Raw genomic sequence first — 18,034 nt, forward strand, 5'->3', positions numbered from 1 at the left:
TGATGACCGAAGTCCCCGAAGAGCCGGCCTGGCGCCGGCGGGCCGTCGAGCGGTCCACCCGCGCCGCCAAGCTCCGTGCCGAGCAGCGCGTGCAGCGCTTCCTGGACTCGGCCAAGGAACTCATCGCCGAGAAGGGGACGACGGACTTCACCGTCCAGGAGATCGTCGAGCGCTCCCACCAGTCGCTGCGCAGCTTCTACCAGCACTTCGACGGCAAGCACGAGCTGCTGCTGGCGCTGTTCGAGGACGCGCTCGCCAAGGGCGCGCTGAGGATACGGGACGCCGTCGACGCCGAGTCCGACCCGCTGCGCCGCCTGCGGGGCGCCGTCGAGCTGCTGTACGAGCAGTCGCGTCCGAGGCAGCAGGTGGAGCGCCCGCTGTTCAGCGACTTCGCGCAGCAGCTGCTCGTCCGGCAGCCCACCAAGGTGGCGGCGGCCCACCTCCCCCTGCTCGCGGTGTTCACCGACCTCATCGAGCAGGCCGCCGAGACCGGCGCGATCCCGCCCGGGCGGCCGCGGCGGCGGGCCTCGCTGGTGATGCAGACGATCATGTTCGCCGCCCAGGGCAACGGCGTACCGGCCGGGGGCCACGCCGTGCCCTTCACCGCCGCGGAGATCTGGGAGTTCTGCTACGGCGGGATCGCCGGCTCGGCGTTCGCGTCCTCCTCCGCCGGCCCCGCCGACTGACGCTCGCGGGCCAGCGCGCACTCCTCCGCGAACGCCAGGACCCTGAGGTGGTACGCCCTGGCCGACAGCCCCAGGCTCAGGTTGTGCCCGCCCGCCTGCTCGCCGGTCTCGACGCGCGGCGACGAGGTGAACATCGCGGCGACCTCCGCCAGGCCCGCGCGGCCCGCGCGCCACACCCCCTCGTGCTCGGCGACGGTGTAGCGCACCGGGATCCGCACCCGGGCGGCCAGGGCAGGGAAATCGCGCGGCCAGCTCCGGACGGCGGTGCCCTCGTGCGCGGCCCCGGGAACGAGGATCCCCGCTTCCCCGGCGATGCCCTCCGGGTAGAGGTGGGCGCCGCCCCACACGAGGTCGCGCACCGTGCCCGCCGGCCCCGGCGGCGAAGCGTCCCGGAGCCGGCTCCCCAGCAGTTGCGCGGCGCGCGGCTGGTAGTGCCGCCCGGTCCCGGAGATCTCCAGGCCCAGCAGCTCGCCGCCGCGCCCGGACGCCGCCATCCGCAGGGCGAGCTCGCAGCCCAGCGAATGGGCCATCAGGAACACCCCGGCGCCGCGGGGGCGCGACGCCAGCAGCCCGTCGACCGCGCCGAAGGCCAGCCGGGTCCGCGCCTCGGCGGTCGCCGTCCGGTCCGGATGCGCGGCCGACGCGCCGTAGCCGGGCCGGTCCAGGGCGAGGACGGTGAAGCCGAGCGCCGCGCCGGTCCGCAGCAGCGAGAGCCGGGGCCGGTTCGGCGCGTCGAAGTACGCGGCGCTCGTCGCGCCGCCGTGCAGCGCGACCACGACGGCCCTGGGGCGCGGCGCCTCCGCCACCAGGGCCGACATCGGGACGCCGCCGACGTCCACCACACGCCGGGACGGTTCCGCGTCCGCGGTGCTCACGTGTCGGATCGCAGCAGGATGACCCCGCTCGGGGTGAGGCCGCCGCTGCTCACCACGGCCACCTCGGCGCCCGCCACCTGCCGCTCGCCGCCCTCGCCGCGCAGCTGGACGACGGCCTCGTGCATCAGCCCCATGCCGTGGGTGCGCCCGTGCGAGAGCTGCCCGCCGTGGGTGTTGAGGGGCAGGACGCCGTCGCGGGCGATGTTCTTGCCGCCGTCGAGGAAGTCCTTCGCCTCGCCGATGCCGCAGAAGCCGAGCGCCTCGATCCACGACAGGCAGTTGATGGTGAAGCCGTCGTAGAGCAGCGCCACGTCCACGTCGCCCGGACGCAGCGACGTCCGGGTCCACAGGTGCGCGGCCTGCCCGAGCACCTGCGGCTCGTGGGTCAGGGTGCTCTGGTCCCACTCCAGGCGCTCGACGATCTGCGTGCCGACCGCCTCCACGAGGACGGGCGGCTTGGCCAGGTCGCGCGCCTCGTCCACCGCGGACACGATCACGGCGATCGCGCCGTCGCACGGCACGTCGCAGTCGTACAGCCCGAACGGCGTGGTGATCGGCCGCGCCCCGAGGTAGTCGTCCATGGTCATCGGGTCGCGGTACACGGCGGACGGGTTGAGGGCGGCGTTCGCGCGCTGGTTCAGCGCGATCCAGCCGAGCGTCTCGCGCGTCGTCCCGTACCGGTGGAAGTGGCGCTGCGCGTTCTGCGCCAGCGTGTGCGCCGCCGAGACCGCGCCGAACGGCCGGATCCAGGCGCTGCTCCCGCCGGCCCGCCCGCCGCCGCCCGCGCCGAGCCGGCCCTGCCGCATCAGCTCGGTGTGGGTGGCCTCCCACAGGGTGCGGAAGCACAGCACGTGCCGTGCCAGCCCGCCCGCGACCGCCAGCATCGCCGCGATCAGCGAACCGCCCGGGCCGAACGTCTCGGCGCCGCCGTTGTACCAGGTCGGGCGGATGCCGAGCGCCGACTCCAGCGCGGTGACGCCGCCCTCGGAGAAGCCGCCGAAGGCGCCCGCGCCCGGGTAGGTCGCCAGCCCGTCGATGTCGGCCAGGTCCAGGCCGGCGTCCGCGACCGCCTCCTCGCACGCCGCCACCGTGAGCGACAGCGGCGGGACCATCAGGCGGCGCCCGATCCGCGAGGCCCCGACTCCGCTGATCGCGACCTTGTCCTCGAACTTCTCGGTGACCGGCATGGGCCGGACGTACCGGCGCATCTGCTCCGGCTCGACCTCGTCGCGGGGGAGCGGCGCCGGCTCCCCCTGCTCCGCCGCGGGGCGGAACAGGGGCAGCCACACGTCCTCGACGTTCTCGAAGACCACCTCCATGCGCATGCCGAGGCGCAGGTCGCCGGGATCGCAGCCGATGGCGTTGGTGGTGAGCCGGACCCGCGGGTCCTCCTCGATCGCGACCTGCGCCACGACGTAGGGGGCGGGCAGCCCGGGCACGCGGAACCGGTGGCTGACGGTGAACCCGATGAGCGTCGCGAACCCGGACACGGCCCGCTCGGTCATGGTGGTGCCCCGGCAGTGCCGGCAGACCGGCTGCGGCGGATGGATCAGGGTGGCGCAGGACGCGCACTCCTGGAACCGCAGCCGCCCGTCCGCCCCGGACCTCCAGAAGAACGCGTCCTGATCGGTGACCTCCGGCAGGGTGCGGCCCGAGGGGTCGTTCACATCGCCTCCCGGCCGCTCACGAGACCGAGATCGCGCGTTCCGGGCAGGACCGGACGGCCTCCTGGACCGCCCCCTCCTGGCCGGGCGGGACGTCCTCGCTGACCGGCGAGGAGTGCCCGTCGACGTCGTCGAGCTCGAAGACCTCGGGCGCCCGCATCGCGCACAGCGTGTGGCCCTGGCAGCGCTCCTGGTCGACCTTCACTTTCACGATGTCCCCTCCTGGGAGTCTCAGGCCTTGTAGTCGTGCCACTTGAGGTAGCCGCCGGCGTCCACCCGCATCTGCATGCCGGTGACGTAGCGCGACTCGTCCGAGGCGAGGAACAGCACCATGTCGCTGATGTCCTTCGGCTCGACGTAGGGGATCGGCATCGCCTGCTGCACGCCGAACGCCGGCTCGGCGTCCGCGCGGGTCGGGTGCTCGAGGTCCGGCCGGAACGACTGGTACATCGGCTCGCTGTGCAGCATGTCGGTGTTGCAGTTGGTCGGGTGCACGACGTTGGCGCGGATCCTCAGCGGGGCGACGTTGCGCGCCAGCTCGTGGATGTACTGCGAGAGCGCCTTCTTGGCGTACATGTAGGCGTGGCCGCCCGGGTCCTTGCCCGGATCGTCGATGGTTCCGACGACCATCAGCGCCGCGGTCGACCCGGTCGCGATGATCGAGCCGCCCTCGGGCAGGTGCGGCAGCGCGGCCTGGACCGCGTTGATCGTGCCGACCAGGTTGGTGTCGACGACGTCGCTCCACGCCTTGAGCGGCGGCTGCCCCTTCATCCCGGCGACGCCGGCCTGCGCCACGACGATGTCGAGCCGGCCGAGCTCGGCGACGCCGCGCTCGACCGCGTCCCGCAGCTGCGCGGCCTCGCGCACGTCCGCCTGCACCGCCACGATGCGCCGGCCGAGCTCCTCGACCAGCCGGACGGTCTCCTTGAGGTCGTCGGGGCGGGCGAGGGGATAGCCGACCGTCTCGTAGTCCCGGCACAGGTCGACCGCGATGATGTCGGCGCCCTCCTCGGCCAGCCGCACCGCGTGGCTGCGGCCCTGCCCCCGGGCCGCGCCGGTGATGAACGCGACCTTCCCGTCAACACGTCCCATGGGTGCCGTCCTCCGTGAGAATCATCGTTCCAGATGTGAGAACATTACTCTCCACAGGGAGGCTCCTGGAAGTCCCGGGTCGGGTCCGGCTGGGACGGAAGCGAGAGTCTCCGATCTTGCAGGGTTGATTTGCTTTTTTCGAGAATGTAACTTCCGTCCACATGAGCGGCACGGGCTTGGAGGAGCGCATGGGGACCGAGATCACCGCGGCGGTGACGGCATGAGGCCGCTGGAGGGCGTGCGCGTCCTGGAGGTCGCCATGTACGGGTTCGTCCCATCGGCCGGCGGGGTGCTGGCCGACTGGGGCGCCGACGTGGTCAAGGTCGAGCACGCCGTCACCGGCGACCCGCAGCGCGGGCTCCGCCAGGTCGGCACGATGCGCGTCGACGGCGACCCGAACCCCAACATCGAGCACGCCAACCGCGGGAAGCGCTCCCTCGGGCTCGACCTGTCGGTGCCCGAGGGCAAGGAGGTGCTCGAAGCGCTGGTCCGGCGCTCGGACGTGTTCCTGACCAGCTTCCTCCCGGGCGCCAGGCGCAAGTTCGGCATCGACGTCGACGACGTCCGCGCCGTCAACCCGAAGATCGTCTACGCCCGGGGCAGCGCCCTCGGCCCGCGCGGCCTGGAGGCCGACAAGGGCGGCTACGACATGACGGCGTTCTGGGCCCGCGGCGGGACCGCCGCCAGCCTCACCCCGCCCGGGGCCGACGGGATGGTCAGCCCGCCCGGTCCCGCGTACGGCGACACGATCTCCGGCACGAACCTCGCCGGCGGCATCGCCGCCGCGCTCTTCCGCCGCGAGCGCACCGGCGAGCCGTCGGTCGTCGACGTGTCGCTGTTCGGCAGCGGGCTGTGGGCGATGGGCCATGGCATCGCGCTGTCGATGCACGTCGGCGAGCCGCTGGTCGCGGCCCCGCCCGGGGCCCATGGGTCGCCCAGGAACCCGCTGTCCGGCCTGTACGCCACGTCCGACGGCCGCTACCTGGCCTTCGTCATGCTGCAGCCCGGGAAGTTCTGGGCGGACGTGTGCCGCCACATCGACCGGCCGGAGCTCGCCGACGACCCCCGCTTCGCCGACGCCGAGCGGATCGCCGCCAACACCGCCGAGGCCGTCGGGATCCTCCGGGAGGCCATCGCCGCGCGGACCCTGGCGGAGTGGACCGAGCGCTTCGCCACCCTCGCCGGGCCGTGGGCGCCGGTGCAGGACTCGCTGCAGGCCGGCAACGACCCCCAGGCCCGCGCGAACGACTACATCGTCAAGGCCGGCGAGCTCGAGCTGGTCGCGAGCCCGGTGCAGTTCGACGTCACCGCCACGGCGGCCGGCCCGGCGCCCGAGTTCGCCGCCCAGACCGAGGAGATCCTCACCGAGCTCGGCCTCGACTGGGACCGCATCATCGCCCTCAAGGCCGCGGGCGCCGTCACCTGACCACCGCCGCCGGACGGCGGCGGTGTGGGCACCGCGCGGCGTCCCGCCCGGCCGTGCCACGCGCGCCGCACGGCCGGGCGGGACGCCTCGGCATGAGGACGCCGACGCCCCGTTAGTGCGCGCCCACGTCATCGCGCACGGTTCATCACCTTCTCCGCCGCCTCCCAGTGCTCGTCCGCGACCCACAGCCGGGCGAAGGCGCCCGCCGCCTCCTCCGCCGTCAGGCCGCCCCCGGCGACGCGCTTGATCTCGCGCGCCGCGCCGGTGGCGAGGGAGGCGGCCAGCGACCGCCAGCCCTCCTCGAAGGAGTCGCGGGGGAGCACCCGGTCCACCAGCCCGAGGCGTTCGGCCTCCGCCGCGCCGAGCACCGTGCCCGCGCCCGCGAGCAGGAGGGCGCGGCCCCGCCCGACCAGCGCGGCGAGGCGCTCGGCCCCGCCCCAGGCCGGCATGATCGCCAGCGTCGACTGGTTGAAGCCGATCTTGATGTCGGCGGCGGCCACCCGGATGTCGGCGGCCACCGCGACCTCGGCGCCGCCGCCGAGCGCGTGCCCGTTCAGCGCGGCGATCACCGGGGCGGGGAAGGACGCGATCCGGTCGCAGACACCGCGCATGCGCAGGGCCATCGCGACCGCCTCGGGCTCGGTGCGGATCGCGGCGAGCTCCTTGAGGTCGCCGCCCGAGACGAAGGCGCGGTCGCCCGCGCCCCGGATCACCAGCGCGCCGGCGCCCGCCGCCGCGTCGAGCGCCTCGTCCAGCCGGTCCATGGTGGCCGGCGCGATGGCATTGCGGGCCTGCGGGCGGTCGATGGTGATGACCGCCACCCCGCCCTCCAGTTCGAGATCGACCATGCGCTCTTCTCCAGTGATGGAAGGGGCATTCTCGTATTTGGGAAACAGCGTATTCGCCCGTCAGGGTGCGATCAAGCCCGCGCCGACGGCAGCGCGGCACCGCCGAGGGGCGGGCGGGCCGTCCTCCGCCGAGGCGAGATGGCTGTTCTCTGTGTCGAGAACGTGATATTCACAAGGCGTCGGCGGCCCGCACCGGGAATTGGAGCCATCACCATGCGAACGATCCCTGAGGCCCTGGTCAAGCGGTACGAGGCGGAGGGCTGGTGGACCCGCGAGTCCCTCGGGGAGATGCTGGCGCGAGGCCTCGCCGCCGCCCCGGACGCGGTGTTCCGGGTGCACTCCTCGGCGCGGCCGTGGTCCGGCACGCTGCGCGACGTCGAGCGGATCGCCCGCAGGCTCGCCGCCGGGCTCCGTGCCCGGGGCGTGCGGCCCGGCGACGCCGTGGCGTTCCAGCTGCCGAACTGGATGGAGGCGGCGGCGGTCTTCTGGGCGTCGGCGTTCCTCGGGGCGACCGTCGTGCCGATCGTCCACTTCTACGGCCGCAAGGAGGTCGGGTACATCCTCAAGGCCGTCCGCCCGCGGGCCTTCGTGACCGCCGAGCGGTTCGGCCGCATGGAGTTCGAGCCCGGCGTCTGCGCGGACGTCCCGGTCGTGGGCGTGGTGGGGCGCGACTTCGAGGACCTGCTCGCCGCCGATCCGTGGCCGGACGTGGCGGCCGCGGACCCGGCCGGCCCGGCGGTGATCGCGTTCACCTCGGGCACGACGCGCGACCCCAAGGGCGTCGTGCACAGCCACCGGACGCTCGGCTACGAGACCCGCCAGCTCTCCGAGCGCTACCCGCCGGATATCGCGCGGCAGATCATCTCCGCCCCGGTGGGCCACTTCATCGGCATGATCTCCGCCTTCCTGATCCCCGTGCTGCGCGGCTGGAGCATCAACCTCGCCGACGTCTGGGACCCCGCCAGGGTCCTGGCGCTGATGGAGAGCGACGGCCTCACCGTGTGCGGCGGCGTCCCGTACTACATGACGAGCCTGCTCGACCATCCCGACTTCACGCCGGAGCACCACCTGCCGCACATGCGGTTCGCCGGACTCGGGGGAGCGGCCGTCCCCGTCGCGGTCACCACCCGGCTCGCGGAGCTCGGCATCACGGTCTACCGGTCCTACGGCAGCACCGAGCACCCGTCCATCACGGGTTCGGCGGTCACCGCGCCGGAGGCCAAGCGCCTGCACACCGACGGCGAGGCGCTGCCCGGCGTGGAGATCCGGCTGGGCGAGGACGGTGAGATCTTCAGCCGGGGCCCCGACCTGTGCATCGGCTACACCGATCCGGAGCTGACCGAGCGGGCGTTCGACGAGGACGGCTGGTACCGGACGGGCGACATCGGCGTGCTCGACGAGGACGGCTACCTGACCATCACGGACCGCAAGTCGGACATCATCATCCGGGGCGGCGAGAACATCAGCGCGCTGGAGGTGGAGGAGGCGCTGCTCGCCATGCCGGGCGTCGCCGAGGCCGCCGTCGTCGCGGCGCCCGACGAGCGGCTCGGCGAGCGCGCCGCGGCCGTGGTCAGGACGAGGCCGGACGTCCCGGCGCCCACGATCGAGGAGATGCGGGCGCACCTGGAGCGGGTGGGGCTCGGCCGGCAGAAGTGGCCGGAGGAGCTGCACGCCGTCGAGGACTTCCCGCGCACCGCCAGCGGCAAGGTCCAGAAGTTCCTGCTGCGTAGGGACATTGCGATGCGCGCTCGGCGAGAATAGTATTCTCGCTATCGGTAAAGGAGGATCTCTATGACGACGCGGGCGCTGCCGTATCCGCTGTTCGACGCCGACAACCACCTGTACGAGACCGAGGACGCGCTGACCCGGTACCTGCCGAAGCAGTACGCGGGCGCCGTCCGCTACGTCCAGGTGGACGGCCGCACCAAGATCGCGATCCGCGGCCAGATCAGCGAGTACATCCCCAACCCCACCTTCGAGGTCGTCGCCCGCCCGGGCGCGATGGAGGACTACTTCCGGCACGGCAACCCCGAGGGCAAGAGCAGGCGGGAGATCTTCGGCGAGCCGATGCGCTCCGTCCCGGCCTTCCGCGAGCCGGGCCCGCGCCTGGAGCTGATGGACGAGCTCGGCATCCAGCGCACGCTGATGTTCCCCACGCTCGCCAGCCTCATCGAGGAGCGGATGCGCGACGACCCCGACCTCATCCACGTGGTCGTCCACGCCCTCAACCAGTGGCTGCACGAGACCTGGTCCTTCAACTACAGGGACCGCATCTTCACCACCCCCGTCATCAGCCTGCCCATCGTCGACAAGGCGATCGCCGAGCTGGACTGGTGCCTGGAGCGCGGCGCGAAGGTCGTGCTGATCCGCCCCGCGCCCGTCCCCGGGTACCGGGGCCCGCGCTCGTTCGCGCTCCCGGAGTTCGACCCGTTCTGGAAGCGGGTCGTCGAGGAGAACGTGCTGGTCGGCATGCACTCCTCCGACAGCGGCTACAGCCGCTACTCCAACGACTGGGAGGGCCACGGCGCCGAGATGCTGCCGTTCAAGACCAACGCCTTCCGGATGCTGGCCGAGTGGCGGCCGGTCACCGACGCGGTCGGGTCGATGGCCTGCCACGGCCTGCTGTCCCGCTTCCCCGACCTGAAGATCTCGGTCATCGAGAACGGCTCGTCCTGGGTGGCCCCGCTCCTGCAGCAGCTCGCCGACGTGCACAAGAAGGCCCCGGAGGCGTTCACCGAGGACCCGGTCGAGGCCGTCAAGCGCAACGTCCACGTCAGCCCGTTCTGGGAGGAGGACATGTCCGAGCTCGCCGACCTCATCGGGATCGACCGGGTGCTGTTCGGCTCGGACTACCCGCACCCGGAGGGGCTCGCCGACCCGGTCAGCTACGTCGACGCGCTCGGCACCATGTCCGAGGCCGACCAGGCGAAGATCATGGGCGGCAACCTCGCCCGCCTGATGTCCGTTTGACGCGCGCCCGATGATGAACGATCCCGCGAAGGGCGACCTCACGCGGACGGCGTCCGGCCTCCCGCTCCAGCCGGTCTACGGGCCGGCGGACGCGGGGGCCGCGCCGCCCGCACCGGGGCGCTTCCCGTTCACCCGCGGCAACTACGCCTCCGGCTACCGCGGCCGGCTGTGGACGTTCCGGCAGTACTCCGGCTTCGGCACCGCGGAGGAGTCCAACCGCCGCTACCGCTACCTGCTCGACCAGGGCGGCACCGGCCTGTCCGTGGCGCTCGACCTGCCCACCCAGTGCGGGTACGACTCCGACGACCCGGAGGTGGCCGACGAGGTCGGCCGCGTCGGCGTCGCCGTCGACACCCTCGCCGACGCCGAGATCCTGTTCGACGGCATCCCGCTGGACGCGATCAGCACCAGCTTCACCATCAACGGGACCGCCGCGATCCTGCTGGCGTTCTACGTCGCCGCGGCCGAGCGCAAGGGGGTGCCGCGCGCGAAGCTCACCGGCACCATCCAGAACGACATCCTCAAGGAGTACGCCTCGCGCGGCACCTGGATCTGGCCGCCCGAGCCGTCGCTGCGGCTGATCGCCGACACCATCGAGTTCTGCGCGGCGGAGGTGCCGCGGTTCAACGCGATCTCGGTGGCCGGCGCGCACTTCCGCGACGCCGGCGCCAACGCCGTCCAGGAGATGGCGTTCACGCTCGCCGACGGGGTCACGTACTGCGACACCGTCGTCGAGCGGGGCCGCATGACGATCGAGGAGTTCGCGCCGCAGGTCTCGTTCTTCTTCTACACCCACGGCGACTTCTTCGAGGAGATCGCCAAGTACCGGGCGGGGCGGCGGCGCTGGGCGACCATCGTCCGGGAACGCTACGGCGCCGCCACCGACAAGGCGTCGATGTTCCGGTTCGGGTGCGTGGCGGGCGGCGCGTCCCTGTACGCGCCACAGGCGCGCAACAACGTCGTGCGGGTCGCCTACGAGGCGATGGCGTCCGTGCTCGGCGGCGTCCAGTCGATGTTCACCGCCGCGTGGGACGAGCCGTTCGCGCTGCCCAGCGAGGAGTCGGCGACGCTGGCGCTGCGCACCCAGCAGATCCTCGCGCACGAGACGGGCGTCGCCCGGGTCGCCGACCCGCTCGGCGGCTCCTACTTCGTGGAGGCGCTCACCGACGCCACCGAGGAGCGGATCATCGAGATCATGGACGACCTCGACCGGCACGGCGGGATGGTCAGCGCGATCGAGGACGGCTACCTGCAGGGCCTCATCGCCGACGAGGCGTACCGGATCCAGCGGGACGTCGAGTCGGGCGCGCGCCCGGTCGTCGGCCTCAACCGGTTCGCCACCGACGAGCCGGCGCCCGAGATCACCACCTACGAGCTGGACGCGGCCGGCCGGGACCGGCAGCTGAAGCGGCTGGCGCGGGTGAAGGCCGAGCGCGATCCCGCGGCCGTCCGCGCCCGGCTCGCCGAGCTGTCCCGCGCGGCCGAAGGCGAGGACAACCTGATGGGTCCGCTGATCGACTGCGCCGGCGCGTACTGCACCGTCGGCGAGATGGTGGCCGCGCTGAAGGCGGTCTGGGGCGAGTTCCAGCAGCCGGTGGTGTTCTGATGCCGGCCCGCGTCCTGATCGCCAAGCCCGGCCTGGACGGCCACGACCGCGGCGCGAAGGTCGTCGCCCGCGCGCTGCGCGACGCCGGCTTCGAGGTGGTGTTCACCGGCATCCGCCAGCGCGTCGAGGACATCGTGGCCATCGCGCTGCAGGAGGACGTCGCGGTCGTCGGCCTCAGCATCCTGTCCGGCGCGCACCTGGCGCTCACCGCCCGCACCGTCGAGGGCCTGCGCGCCGCCGGCGCCGGCGACATCACCGTCATCGTGGGCGGGACCGTGCCCGCCGCCGACGTCCCGCGCCTGCTGGAGGCGGGCGCCGCCGCGGTGTTCCCGACCGGCACCCCGCTCGACGAGCTCGTGGACCGGGTGCGCGCGCTGACCGCCGCCCCCGCCCCGGCCGAGCGGGGCTGACCCCCGAAGACCCTCCGCGCACGGCGCGCGCGGAGGCGCACGCGGCCGGTCCGGCAGCCGCCGCGTGCGCATCGACCTGAATCCGACGAAGCCGGCCCGGGGGTGCGGGGGACCGCCCTCCCCTCGGGCGGTACTGACCCAGCGAACTTGGAGGATCCGTGCGGATCGGTGTGATGAGCGGGCCGGAGCGCGGGGACTCCGCCCGCAAGGCGAAGCGGATGATGGACGACGCCCGGTGGGCCGAGGCCGCCGGGCTCGACACCGTGTGGGTGCCGCAGGTCCCGACGGACTTCGACGCGCTGCTCGCCGTGGCGCTGATGGGGACGGCGACGGACCGGATCGAGATCGGCACCGCGGTCGTCCCGCTGCAGGCGCAGCATCCGATCGCGCTGGCGCGGCAGGCGCTGTCCGCCCAGGCGGCCACCGGCGGCCGGCTCGCGCTCGGCGTCGGGCCGTCCCACCACTGGATCGTCCGGGACATGCTCGGGCTGCCCTACGAGCGGCCCGCCGGGTACACCCGCGACTACCTCGACGTCCTCGACGCCGCGTTCGCCGGGCCCGGCCCGGTCGAGGTGGAGAACACGACGTTCACCGTGCGCAACCCGCTCGGGCTCGGGCCGGTGGCGCCGCTGCCGGTGCTGGTCGCCGCGCTCGGCCCGGTGATGCTGAAGCTCGCCGGGGAGCGCGCCGACGGGACGGTGCTGTGGATGGCCGACGAGAAGGCCGTCGGCGAGCACGTCGTCCCGCGCATCACGGCGGCGGCCGAGGCCGCCGGGCGCCCGGCGCCGCGGATCGTCGCCGGCGTCCCGGTGTGCCTGTGCAGGCCGTCGGAGGTCGACGCGGCGCGCGAGCGCGCCAACCGGATCCTCGGCGAGGCCGAGGTCTCCCCGAACTACCAGCGGCTGCTGGAGTACGGCGCCGCCCGCGACATCGGCGACATCTGCGCGGCGGGCGACGAGGCGGCGATCGAGGCGCGGCTGCGCCGGTTCGCCGACGCGGGCGTCACCGACCTGTCGGTGCGGCTGCTGCCGATCGGCGAGGGCCGGGACGAGCTGGTCGCCTCCAAGGAGCGGACCAAGGAGATGCTCGCCGGCCTGGCGGCGGAGCTGCGATGAGCGCCGGGCCGCTCGCGGGCATCCGCGTGCTGGAGGTCGGGCACATCCTGGCCGGCCCCTACGCGACGATGATGCTCGCCGACCTCGGCGCCGAGGTCACCAAGATCGAGCCGCCGGGCGGCGACCTGTCGCGGCAGGTGAGCGACGCCTACTTCGCCAGCCTCAACCGCGGCAAGCGCAGCGTCCGGCTCGACCTGACGGCGCCGGACGGGCAGGCCCGGCTGGGCGAGATGGCCGCGGACGCGCACGCCCTGCTGGTCAACCTCAAGCCGTCCGCGATCCACCGGTTCGGGCTCACCTACGAGGCGCTGCGGCGCCACAACGAGCGGCTCGTCTGCGTCGCGCTCACCGGCTTCGGCCTGCACGCCGGCGACCACCCCGCCTTCGACTACGTCGTCCAGGCCGCCACCGGCGTCGCCGCGCTGACCGGCGACCCGTCCGGCCCCCCGACGCTGCCGGGCTACTCCTCGGCCGACAACTCCGCCGGGCTGACCGCCGCGCTGGGGCTGCTCGCCCAGATCGTGTCGGGACGCGGCGGGCAGGTGGAGGTCTCGCTGCGCGACGTGATGCTGTCCCAGCTCAACTACCGCGCGTCGGCCTTCCTCAACGAGGGCGCCGAGCCCCGCCGCCTGCCGTTCGGCGCGCACTCCTACTACGTCCCGGCCCAGCTGTTCCCGACCGCCGACGGGCATCTCGCGCTGTTCATCACGCACGACGGCTTCTGGAAGGCGTTCTGCGCGGAGACCGGGGTGCAGGGCTTCGCGACGATGGCGGAGCGGGTCGCGCGGCGCGAGGAGGTCCTCGCCGTCGTGACGGACGTCCTCGCCACCGACACCGCCGCGCGCTGGGAGGCGCGGCTGCGTCCCCTCGGCATCCCGGCCGCCGCCGTGCGGACGCTGCCGGAGGCGCTGCTCGCCGCCCCCGACGTCATCGTGAAGGCGGGGGAGTACCGGCTCGTCGGCAGCCCGATCCGGGTCGCCGGATACGAGCCCCGCTACGGGCCGCCGCCCCGCCTCGGCGAGCACGGCGACCCGGCGAGCACGCCGCCGGTCGCATGAGCGGGCGGTCGGCGCGCGGCGGCCGGACCGCGCTCGCCTTCGAGGAGCGCGAGTACAGCGCCGCGCGGCTGGACGCGCTCGCCGCCGGGCTGGCCGGGACGCTGGCGCGGCGGGGCGTGCGGCCCGGCGACCGCGTCGCGCTCATGTGCTCCAACCGGCCCGAGTGGGTCGTCGCCGTCCGCGCGATCTGGCGGCTCGGGGCGGCGGTCGTGCTGTTCAGCCCCGCCTGGAGGCGCGGCGAGGCCGAGCACGCCCTGAAGATCACCGAGCCGGCGCACGCGGTGGGCGACCACCCGCTACTCGCCGGGCTGATGCCGATGCTGCACCTGGACGAGGAGCCCGCCGAGCCGTCGGACGCCGCCTTCCCCGAGCCCGCCCCGGACGCCGACGCCGTCCTGGTGTTCAGCTCCGGGACGACCGGGCTGCCGAAGGCCGTCCGGCACACCCACGCCTCGTTCCGCGCCGCCGTCCGGGACTGGCGCACGACCCTGGAGCTGACCGCGCGGGACCGGATCCAGATCGCCACGCCGCCCTCGCACATCCTCGGCCTGCTCAACATCGAGACGGCGCTGGAGACCGGCGCCTGGATGCGGCTGCACCGCCGCTACGACCTGGACCTGCTGCTGCGCACCATCGAAGCCGACCGGATCACCGTGGAGATGGCCGTCGCGCCGATCGCGCTGGCGATCGCCTCGCACCCGAAGCTGGAGTCGTTCGACCTGTCGTCGCTGCGCTACATCATGTGGGGCGCGACGCCGGTCACCCCGGAGGTCGCCGAGACCGTCACCCGCCGGACCGGCGTCGGGTGGGTGCCCGCCTACGGTGCGAGCGAGCTGCCCGTCATCGCCTGCAACCCGGTCCGCGGCGCCCGCCTGGACAGCGTGGGACGCGCCGCGCCGGGAGTGACCCTGCGGGTGGTGTCGCTGGAGACCGGCGCGCCGGCCGCGCCGGGGGAGACCGGCGAGATCCAGGCCCGGTCGGCGTCGCTGATGGCGGGCTACCTGCCTGCCGACGCGACCGCCGCCGCCTTCGACGACGGCTGGTACCGCACCGGCGATGTCGGCCATATCGACGCCGGCGGCTGGGTGCGCCTCACCGACCGCGCCAAGGAGATGATCAAAGTGCGCGGGTTCCAGGTCGCGCCGGCCGAAGTCGAGGCCGTGCTGCACGGCCATCCCGGCGTCGCCGACTGCGCGGTGTACGGGATCCCGGACGCGGCGGACGGCGAGGCGGTCGTCGCGGCGGTCGCGCCGTCCGGCCCCGTCGATCCCGCCGCGCTGATCGCGCTGGTCGGCGAGCGGCTGGCCTCCTACAAGCGGCCGCGCGAGGTCGTGTTCGTCGAGGAGATCCCGCGCCTGCCGTCCGGCAAGGTGCTGCGCCGCGTCCTGAAGGACCGCCACGGCCGCGCGCCCGGCACCTGACGACCGGTCAGTCTCACTCTGGGGGGACGACCCCCCAGACCCCCCGGCGAAAGCAGACTGACCGTCGTCCTGCGCTCCGCTGGCGCTCCGCTCCGGACGCCGGTCAGTCTCACTCTGGGGGGACGACCCCCCAGACCCCCGGCGAAAGCAGACTGACCGTCGTCCTGCGCTCCGCTGGCGCTCCGCTCCGGACGCCGGTCAGTCCTCCCGCGCCAGCTTCTCCAGCACCGGCATCGGCACATGGCTCGCCCACCCCGTGCCGGGCCAGTTGAACCAGCCGGACGAGGCGTGGGTGCCGCCGTCCGGGTGCAGGGTGCTTCCGGTGACGTAGGACGACAGGTCGGACGCGAGGAACACCACGCACCCCGAGACGTCGGCGCCCCGGCCCGTCCGCCCCAGCGGGAACGTGGCGCGGATCCCGGCCGGGTCGGACAGGGCGTGGTCGCCCGTCGACAGCTGCGCGAGATCCCTCGCCGGGGCGTAGTCGGGCGCGACGTTGTTGACCCGGATGCCGTCCGGGCCCAGCTCGACGGCGAGCGTCCGGCCGAACTGCTCGACCGCGGCCTTCGCGGCGGCGTAGACGGCGAAACCGGGCGCGGCCCGGTGCGCCTCGATGCTCGTGATGTTGACGATGCTGCCGCCGCGCCCGCCCGCCCGCATCCGGGGGGCGGCGAGCGAGCAGGCGTGCAGCACGTGCGTCAGGTTCGCGCGCAGCAGCGCGTCCCACCCCTTCGGCGTGGTGTCGGCGAACGGCGCCCGGAACGTCCCGCCGACGACGTTGACGAGCGTGTCGAGGCGGCCCCAGCGCTCGTCCACCGCCGCGAACAGCGCGGCCAGCGCGTCCGGATCGCGGACGTCGCCCTGCCGGACGATCGCCTCGCGGCCCCGCTCCTCCAGCGAGGCCCGCAACGCGGCGGCCGCGTCGCCGTCGACGTCGATGACCGCCGGGCGGACGCCGTTGGCGGCCAGGTCGGCGGTGATCGCCTCGCCGAGCCCGCCCGCCCCGCCCGTGACCACCGCGACGGTGCCGGCCAGGCCGCCGCGCTCTTCGAACCAGCCCATGCGGCTACCGCCCGTCCCGCAGATAGGTCGCGCCGAAGGACTCCAGGAACTCCAGCGTGGCCGGGAGCGAGGACGTCCGGCTCGACACCAGCGCCCAGGTGACGCCCGCCTTCTCGATCTCGCCGAACGCGTCCCGGTGCCGGTCGGCGTCGGCGGCCGGCGTCTCGATCCCCGCGCCCTGGTAGGAGTGCAGCACGTCGATGCGGTCGCCGCGGCCGGCCGCCTCCGCCGCCTCCCGCATCTCGGAGATCGCCGCGGACAGCTCGTCCAGCGTGCCGAGCGCGGGGGTGCGGGCCGTGGTGCTCAGCTGCGCGCCGCCGGTCATCGGCATCCAGCCCTGCGCCCGCTGTGCGACGCGGCGGCGGGTGAGCCGGGAGTTGCCGCCGATCCAGATCGGGATCGGGTCCTGGACGGGCCGCGGCCGGGCGATCACGTCGCGGGCGCTGAAATGCCGGCCCTGGTAGCCGAACGGCTCGCCGCTCCAGTGCAGCGGGAGCACGTCGAGGGCCTCGTCGAACAGCGCGTTGCGCTCCTCGATGTCGACGCCGAGGGCGTGGAACTCGCTCTTCTGGTAGCCGGTGCCGAGCCCGAGGATCACCCGGCCGCCCGACAGCTTGTCGAGCGTCGCGGCGGCCTTGGCGAGCAGGAACGGGTTGCGGTAGGGCGCGACGGCCAGATGGGTGAGCAGCCGCAGCCGCTCGGTCGCCGCGGCGACGTACCCGAGCGCGACGAACGGGTCGAGCGTCTGGTGCCCGCCGGAGGCGAGCCATCTCGCGCCGGGCACCGGATGCTCGCTGAACGACAGCCCGTCGAAGCCGGCGCGCTCCGCCGCGACCGCCACGTCGCGCAGCGGCCCGGCGTCGAGGGCGTCGCCGTCGAGGCCGCCGGTCTCGGGGTAGTGGAAGATGAACCGCATCGGCACCTCACGGATGTCGGACGAAGGGGTAGATGCGCGTGAAGTCCGCGCCGGGCTCGGCGTCGGCGAACCGCTCCCAGATCGACGCCGTCACCGCGCCGACCGCGGACGGGCCGCCCTGCTCGCGCACCGAGCGCAGGTAGAGCCGCACGTCCTTGCTCATGAGCGAGTTGGTGAAGCCGGACGCGTAGCGGCCGGTGAGCACGTGCTCGGGGAACTTGTCGGCGGTCGCGGCGCTGCGGCCGCTCGCCGCGTTCAGCACGGTGAGCATCGTGCCCATGTCCAGCCCGGCCGCCACCCCGAACGCCACCGCCTCACTGGCCGCGGCCAGCGCGGTCGCCGACAGGAAGTTGTTCGCCAGCTTCAGGGCCTGCGCGAGCCCCGGCCGGTCGCCGACCCGGTGGCGGCGGTCGCTCAGCCCGGCGAGCACCGGCTCGACGTACTCGCAGGCGTCGTCGGGCCCGGCGTACATCACCGCGAGCGTGCGGGCGCGGGCTCCCGCGACGCCGCCCGACACGGGCGCGTCGACGTACCCGATGCCGCTCTCGGCGAGCAGCTCGGCGACGGTCCGCGCGGCGGCCACCCCGATCGTGGAGGTGTCGACGACATGGGCGGCGCGGCGGCCGGGCGCCCCGGCGATCTCCCGGGCGACCTGCTCGGAGGCCGCCCCGTCCGGCAGGCTGAACACCACGACGTCGGTCCGCTCGGCGACCTGCGCGGCGTCGCGGGCGTGCGCGGCGCCCTTCGGGCAGCGTTCAGGCCCGGCGGCGTCGTGCGCAACGACGGTCAGTCCGGACCCGACGAGGTTGGCGGCGAGCGCGGCGCCCATGTTGCCGAGGCCGACGAACCCGACGGCCGTCATCGCCCGTTCCCGTCCCGAACGCC

The 18,034-nt window shown here is 74.0% G+C and carries 17 protein-coding genes and 1 pseudogene; 9 read left to right on the plus strand and 9 right to left on the minus strand.

Annotated elements, in window-relative coordinates; all coding sequences use genetic code 11:
* Positions 1-2: 2 nt before the first annotated feature.
* The gene (locus F8568_RS18970) at positions 3-686 is read left to right on the plus strand and encodes a TetR/AcrR family transcriptional regulator (RefSeq protein WP_151595074.1); all 684 of its coding nucleotides are present in this window, start codon (positions 3-5) and stop codon (positions 684-686) included.
* Here F8568_RS18970 and F8568_RS18975 read toward each other — a convergent pair.
* Genes F8568_RS18975 through F8568_RS18990 form a run of 4 tightly spaced genes read right to left on the minus strand, consistent with a single transcriptional unit; the run spans position 629 to position 4,317 of the window.
* A complete protein-coding gene (locus F8568_RS18975) occupies positions 629-1,561 on the minus strand; it encodes an alpha/beta hydrolase (RefSeq protein ID WP_202125143.1) in 933 nt (310 codons plus the stop codon). The genes F8568_RS18970 and F8568_RS18975 overlap by 58 nt on opposite strands.
* On the minus strand, positions 1,558-3,228 hold the full coding sequence (locus tag F8568_RS18980; protein ID WP_151594896.1) for a thiolase C-terminal domain-containing protein: 1,671 nt from the start codon (positions 3,226-3,228) through the stop codon (positions 1,558-1,560). The genes F8568_RS18975 and F8568_RS18980 overlap by 4 nt, the downstream gene beginning before the upstream one ends.
* A 16-nt stretch (positions 3,229-3,244) precedes the next feature.
* Positions 3,245-3,436: a ferredoxin gene (locus F8568_RS18985; protein WP_151594897.1), complete on the minus strand. Its 192-nt coding sequence runs from the start codon at positions 3,434-3,436 to the stop codon at positions 3,245-3,247.
* Positions 3,437-3,456: 20 nt separating this feature from the next.
* Positions 3,457-4,317, minus strand: a complete 861-nt coding sequence (locus F8568_RS18990) for a mycofactocin-coupled SDR family oxidoreductase (RefSeq protein WP_151594898.1) — start codon at positions 4,315-4,317, stop codon at positions 3,457-3,459.
* A 220-nt stretch (positions 4,318-4,537) separates the two neighbouring features.
* Between F8568_RS18990 and F8568_RS18995 the strand changes: the two genes are divergently transcribed.
* Complete coding sequence (locus F8568_RS18995; protein WP_151594899.1) at positions 4,538-5,743, plus strand: CaiB/BaiF CoA transferase family protein; 1,206 nt, start codon at positions 4,538-4,540, stop codon at positions 5,741-5,743.
* A 128-nt stretch (positions 5,744-5,871) separates the two neighbouring features.
* On the opposite strand, the gene F8568_RS19000 is transcribed toward F8568_RS18995, so the two are convergent.
* Positions 5,872-6,591 carry an enoyl-CoA hydratase/isomerase family protein gene (locus tag F8568_RS19000; RefSeq protein ID WP_151594900.1) on the minus strand — a complete coding sequence of 240 codons (720 nt, stop codon included), beginning with the start codon at positions 6,589-6,591 and terminating at the stop codon, positions 5,872-5,874.
* 213 nt (positions 6,592-6,804) lie between these two features.
* On the opposite strand from F8568_RS19000, the gene F8568_RS19005 reads away from it, so the two are divergent.
* The 7 genes from F8568_RS19005 to F8568_RS19035 all read left to right on the plus strand — a co-directional run bounded on the left by F8568_RS19005 (position 6,805) and on the right by F8568_RS19035 (position 15,171).
* Positions 6,805-8,352: an AMP-binding protein gene (locus tag F8568_RS19005; RefSeq protein WP_151594901.1), complete on the plus strand. Its 1,548-nt coding sequence runs from the start codon at positions 6,805-6,807 to the stop codon at positions 8,350-8,352.
* Between the two features lie 30 nt (positions 8,353-8,382).
* Positions 8,383-9,561: an amidohydrolase family protein gene (locus F8568_RS19010; protein WP_151594902.1), complete on the plus strand. Its 1,179-nt coding sequence runs from the start codon at positions 8,383-8,385 to the stop codon at positions 9,559-9,561.
* A gap of 10 nt (positions 9,562-9,571) precedes the next feature.
* Positions 9,572-11,167, plus strand: coding sequence for a methylmalonyl-CoA mutase family protein (locus tag F8568_RS19015; RefSeq protein ID WP_236008912.1), 1,596 nt, complete (start codon positions 9,572-9,574; stop codon positions 11,165-11,167).
* Positions 11,167-11,577, plus strand: coding sequence for a cobalamin B12-binding domain-containing protein (locus F8568_RS19020; protein ID WP_151594903.1), 411 nt, complete (start codon positions 11,167-11,169; stop codon positions 11,575-11,577). The genes F8568_RS19015 and F8568_RS19020 overlap by 1 nt, the downstream gene beginning before the upstream one ends.
* Positions 11,578-11,735: 158 nt before the next feature.
* The gene (locus F8568_RS19025; protein ID WP_151594904.1) at positions 11,736-12,692 is read left to right on the plus strand and encodes a TIGR03564 family F420-dependent LLM class oxidoreductase; all 957 of its coding nucleotides are present in this window, start codon (positions 11,736-11,738) and stop codon (positions 12,690-12,692) included.
* Positions 12,689-13,750 (plus strand): CaiB/BaiF CoA transferase family protein, encoded by a 1,062-nt coding sequence (locus F8568_RS19030; protein ID WP_151594905.1) that lies wholly within the window; start codon positions 12,689-12,691, stop codon positions 13,748-13,750. The genes F8568_RS19025 and F8568_RS19030 overlap by 4 nt, the downstream gene beginning before the upstream one ends.
* The gene (locus tag F8568_RS19035; RefSeq protein WP_151594906.1) at positions 13,747-15,171 is read left to right on the plus strand and encodes a class I adenylate-forming enzyme family protein; all 1,425 of its coding nucleotides are present in this window, start codon (positions 13,747-13,749) and stop codon (positions 15,169-15,171) included. The genes F8568_RS19030 and F8568_RS19035 overlap by 4 nt, the downstream gene beginning before the upstream one ends.
* Before the next feature lie 198 nt (positions 15,172-15,369).
* Here F8568_RS19035 and F8568_RS19040 read toward each other — a convergent pair whose 3' ends face one another.
* The 4 genes and pseudogenes from F8568_RS19040 to F8568_RS49660 form a co-directional block, all read right to left on the minus strand.
* Positions 15,370-16,233, minus strand: a complete 864-nt coding sequence (locus F8568_RS19040) for an SDR family NAD(P)-dependent oxidoreductase (RefSeq protein ID WP_151594907.1) — start codon at positions 16,231-16,233, stop codon at positions 15,370-15,372.
* A gap of 4 nt (positions 16,234-16,237) precedes the next feature.
* The gene (locus tag F8568_RS19045) at positions 16,238-17,149 is read right to left on the minus strand and encodes an LLM class F420-dependent oxidoreductase (protein WP_151594908.1); all 912 of its coding nucleotides are present in this window, start codon (positions 17,147-17,149) and stop codon (positions 16,238-16,240) included.
* 7 nt (positions 17,150-17,156) lie between these two features.
* Positions 17,157-17,579, minus strand: coding sequence for an NAD-binding protein (locus F8568_RS49655; protein ID WP_328600963.1), 423 nt, complete (start codon positions 17,577-17,579; stop codon positions 17,157-17,159).
* Positions 17,571-18,017: pseudogene (locus F8568_RS49660) on the minus strand (NAD(P)-dependent oxidoreductase); the annotation flags it as partial. The gene F8568_RS49655 and the pseudogene F8568_RS49660, both read right to left, overlap by 9 nt.
* Positions 18,018-18,034: the final 17 nt, after the last annotated feature.

Origin of the sequence: Actinomadura physcomitrii, from assembly GCF_008923205.2 — a bacterium.
GTDB lineage: Bacteria > Actinomycetota > Actinomycetes > Streptosporangiales > Streptosporangiaceae > Spirillospora > Spirillospora physcomitrii.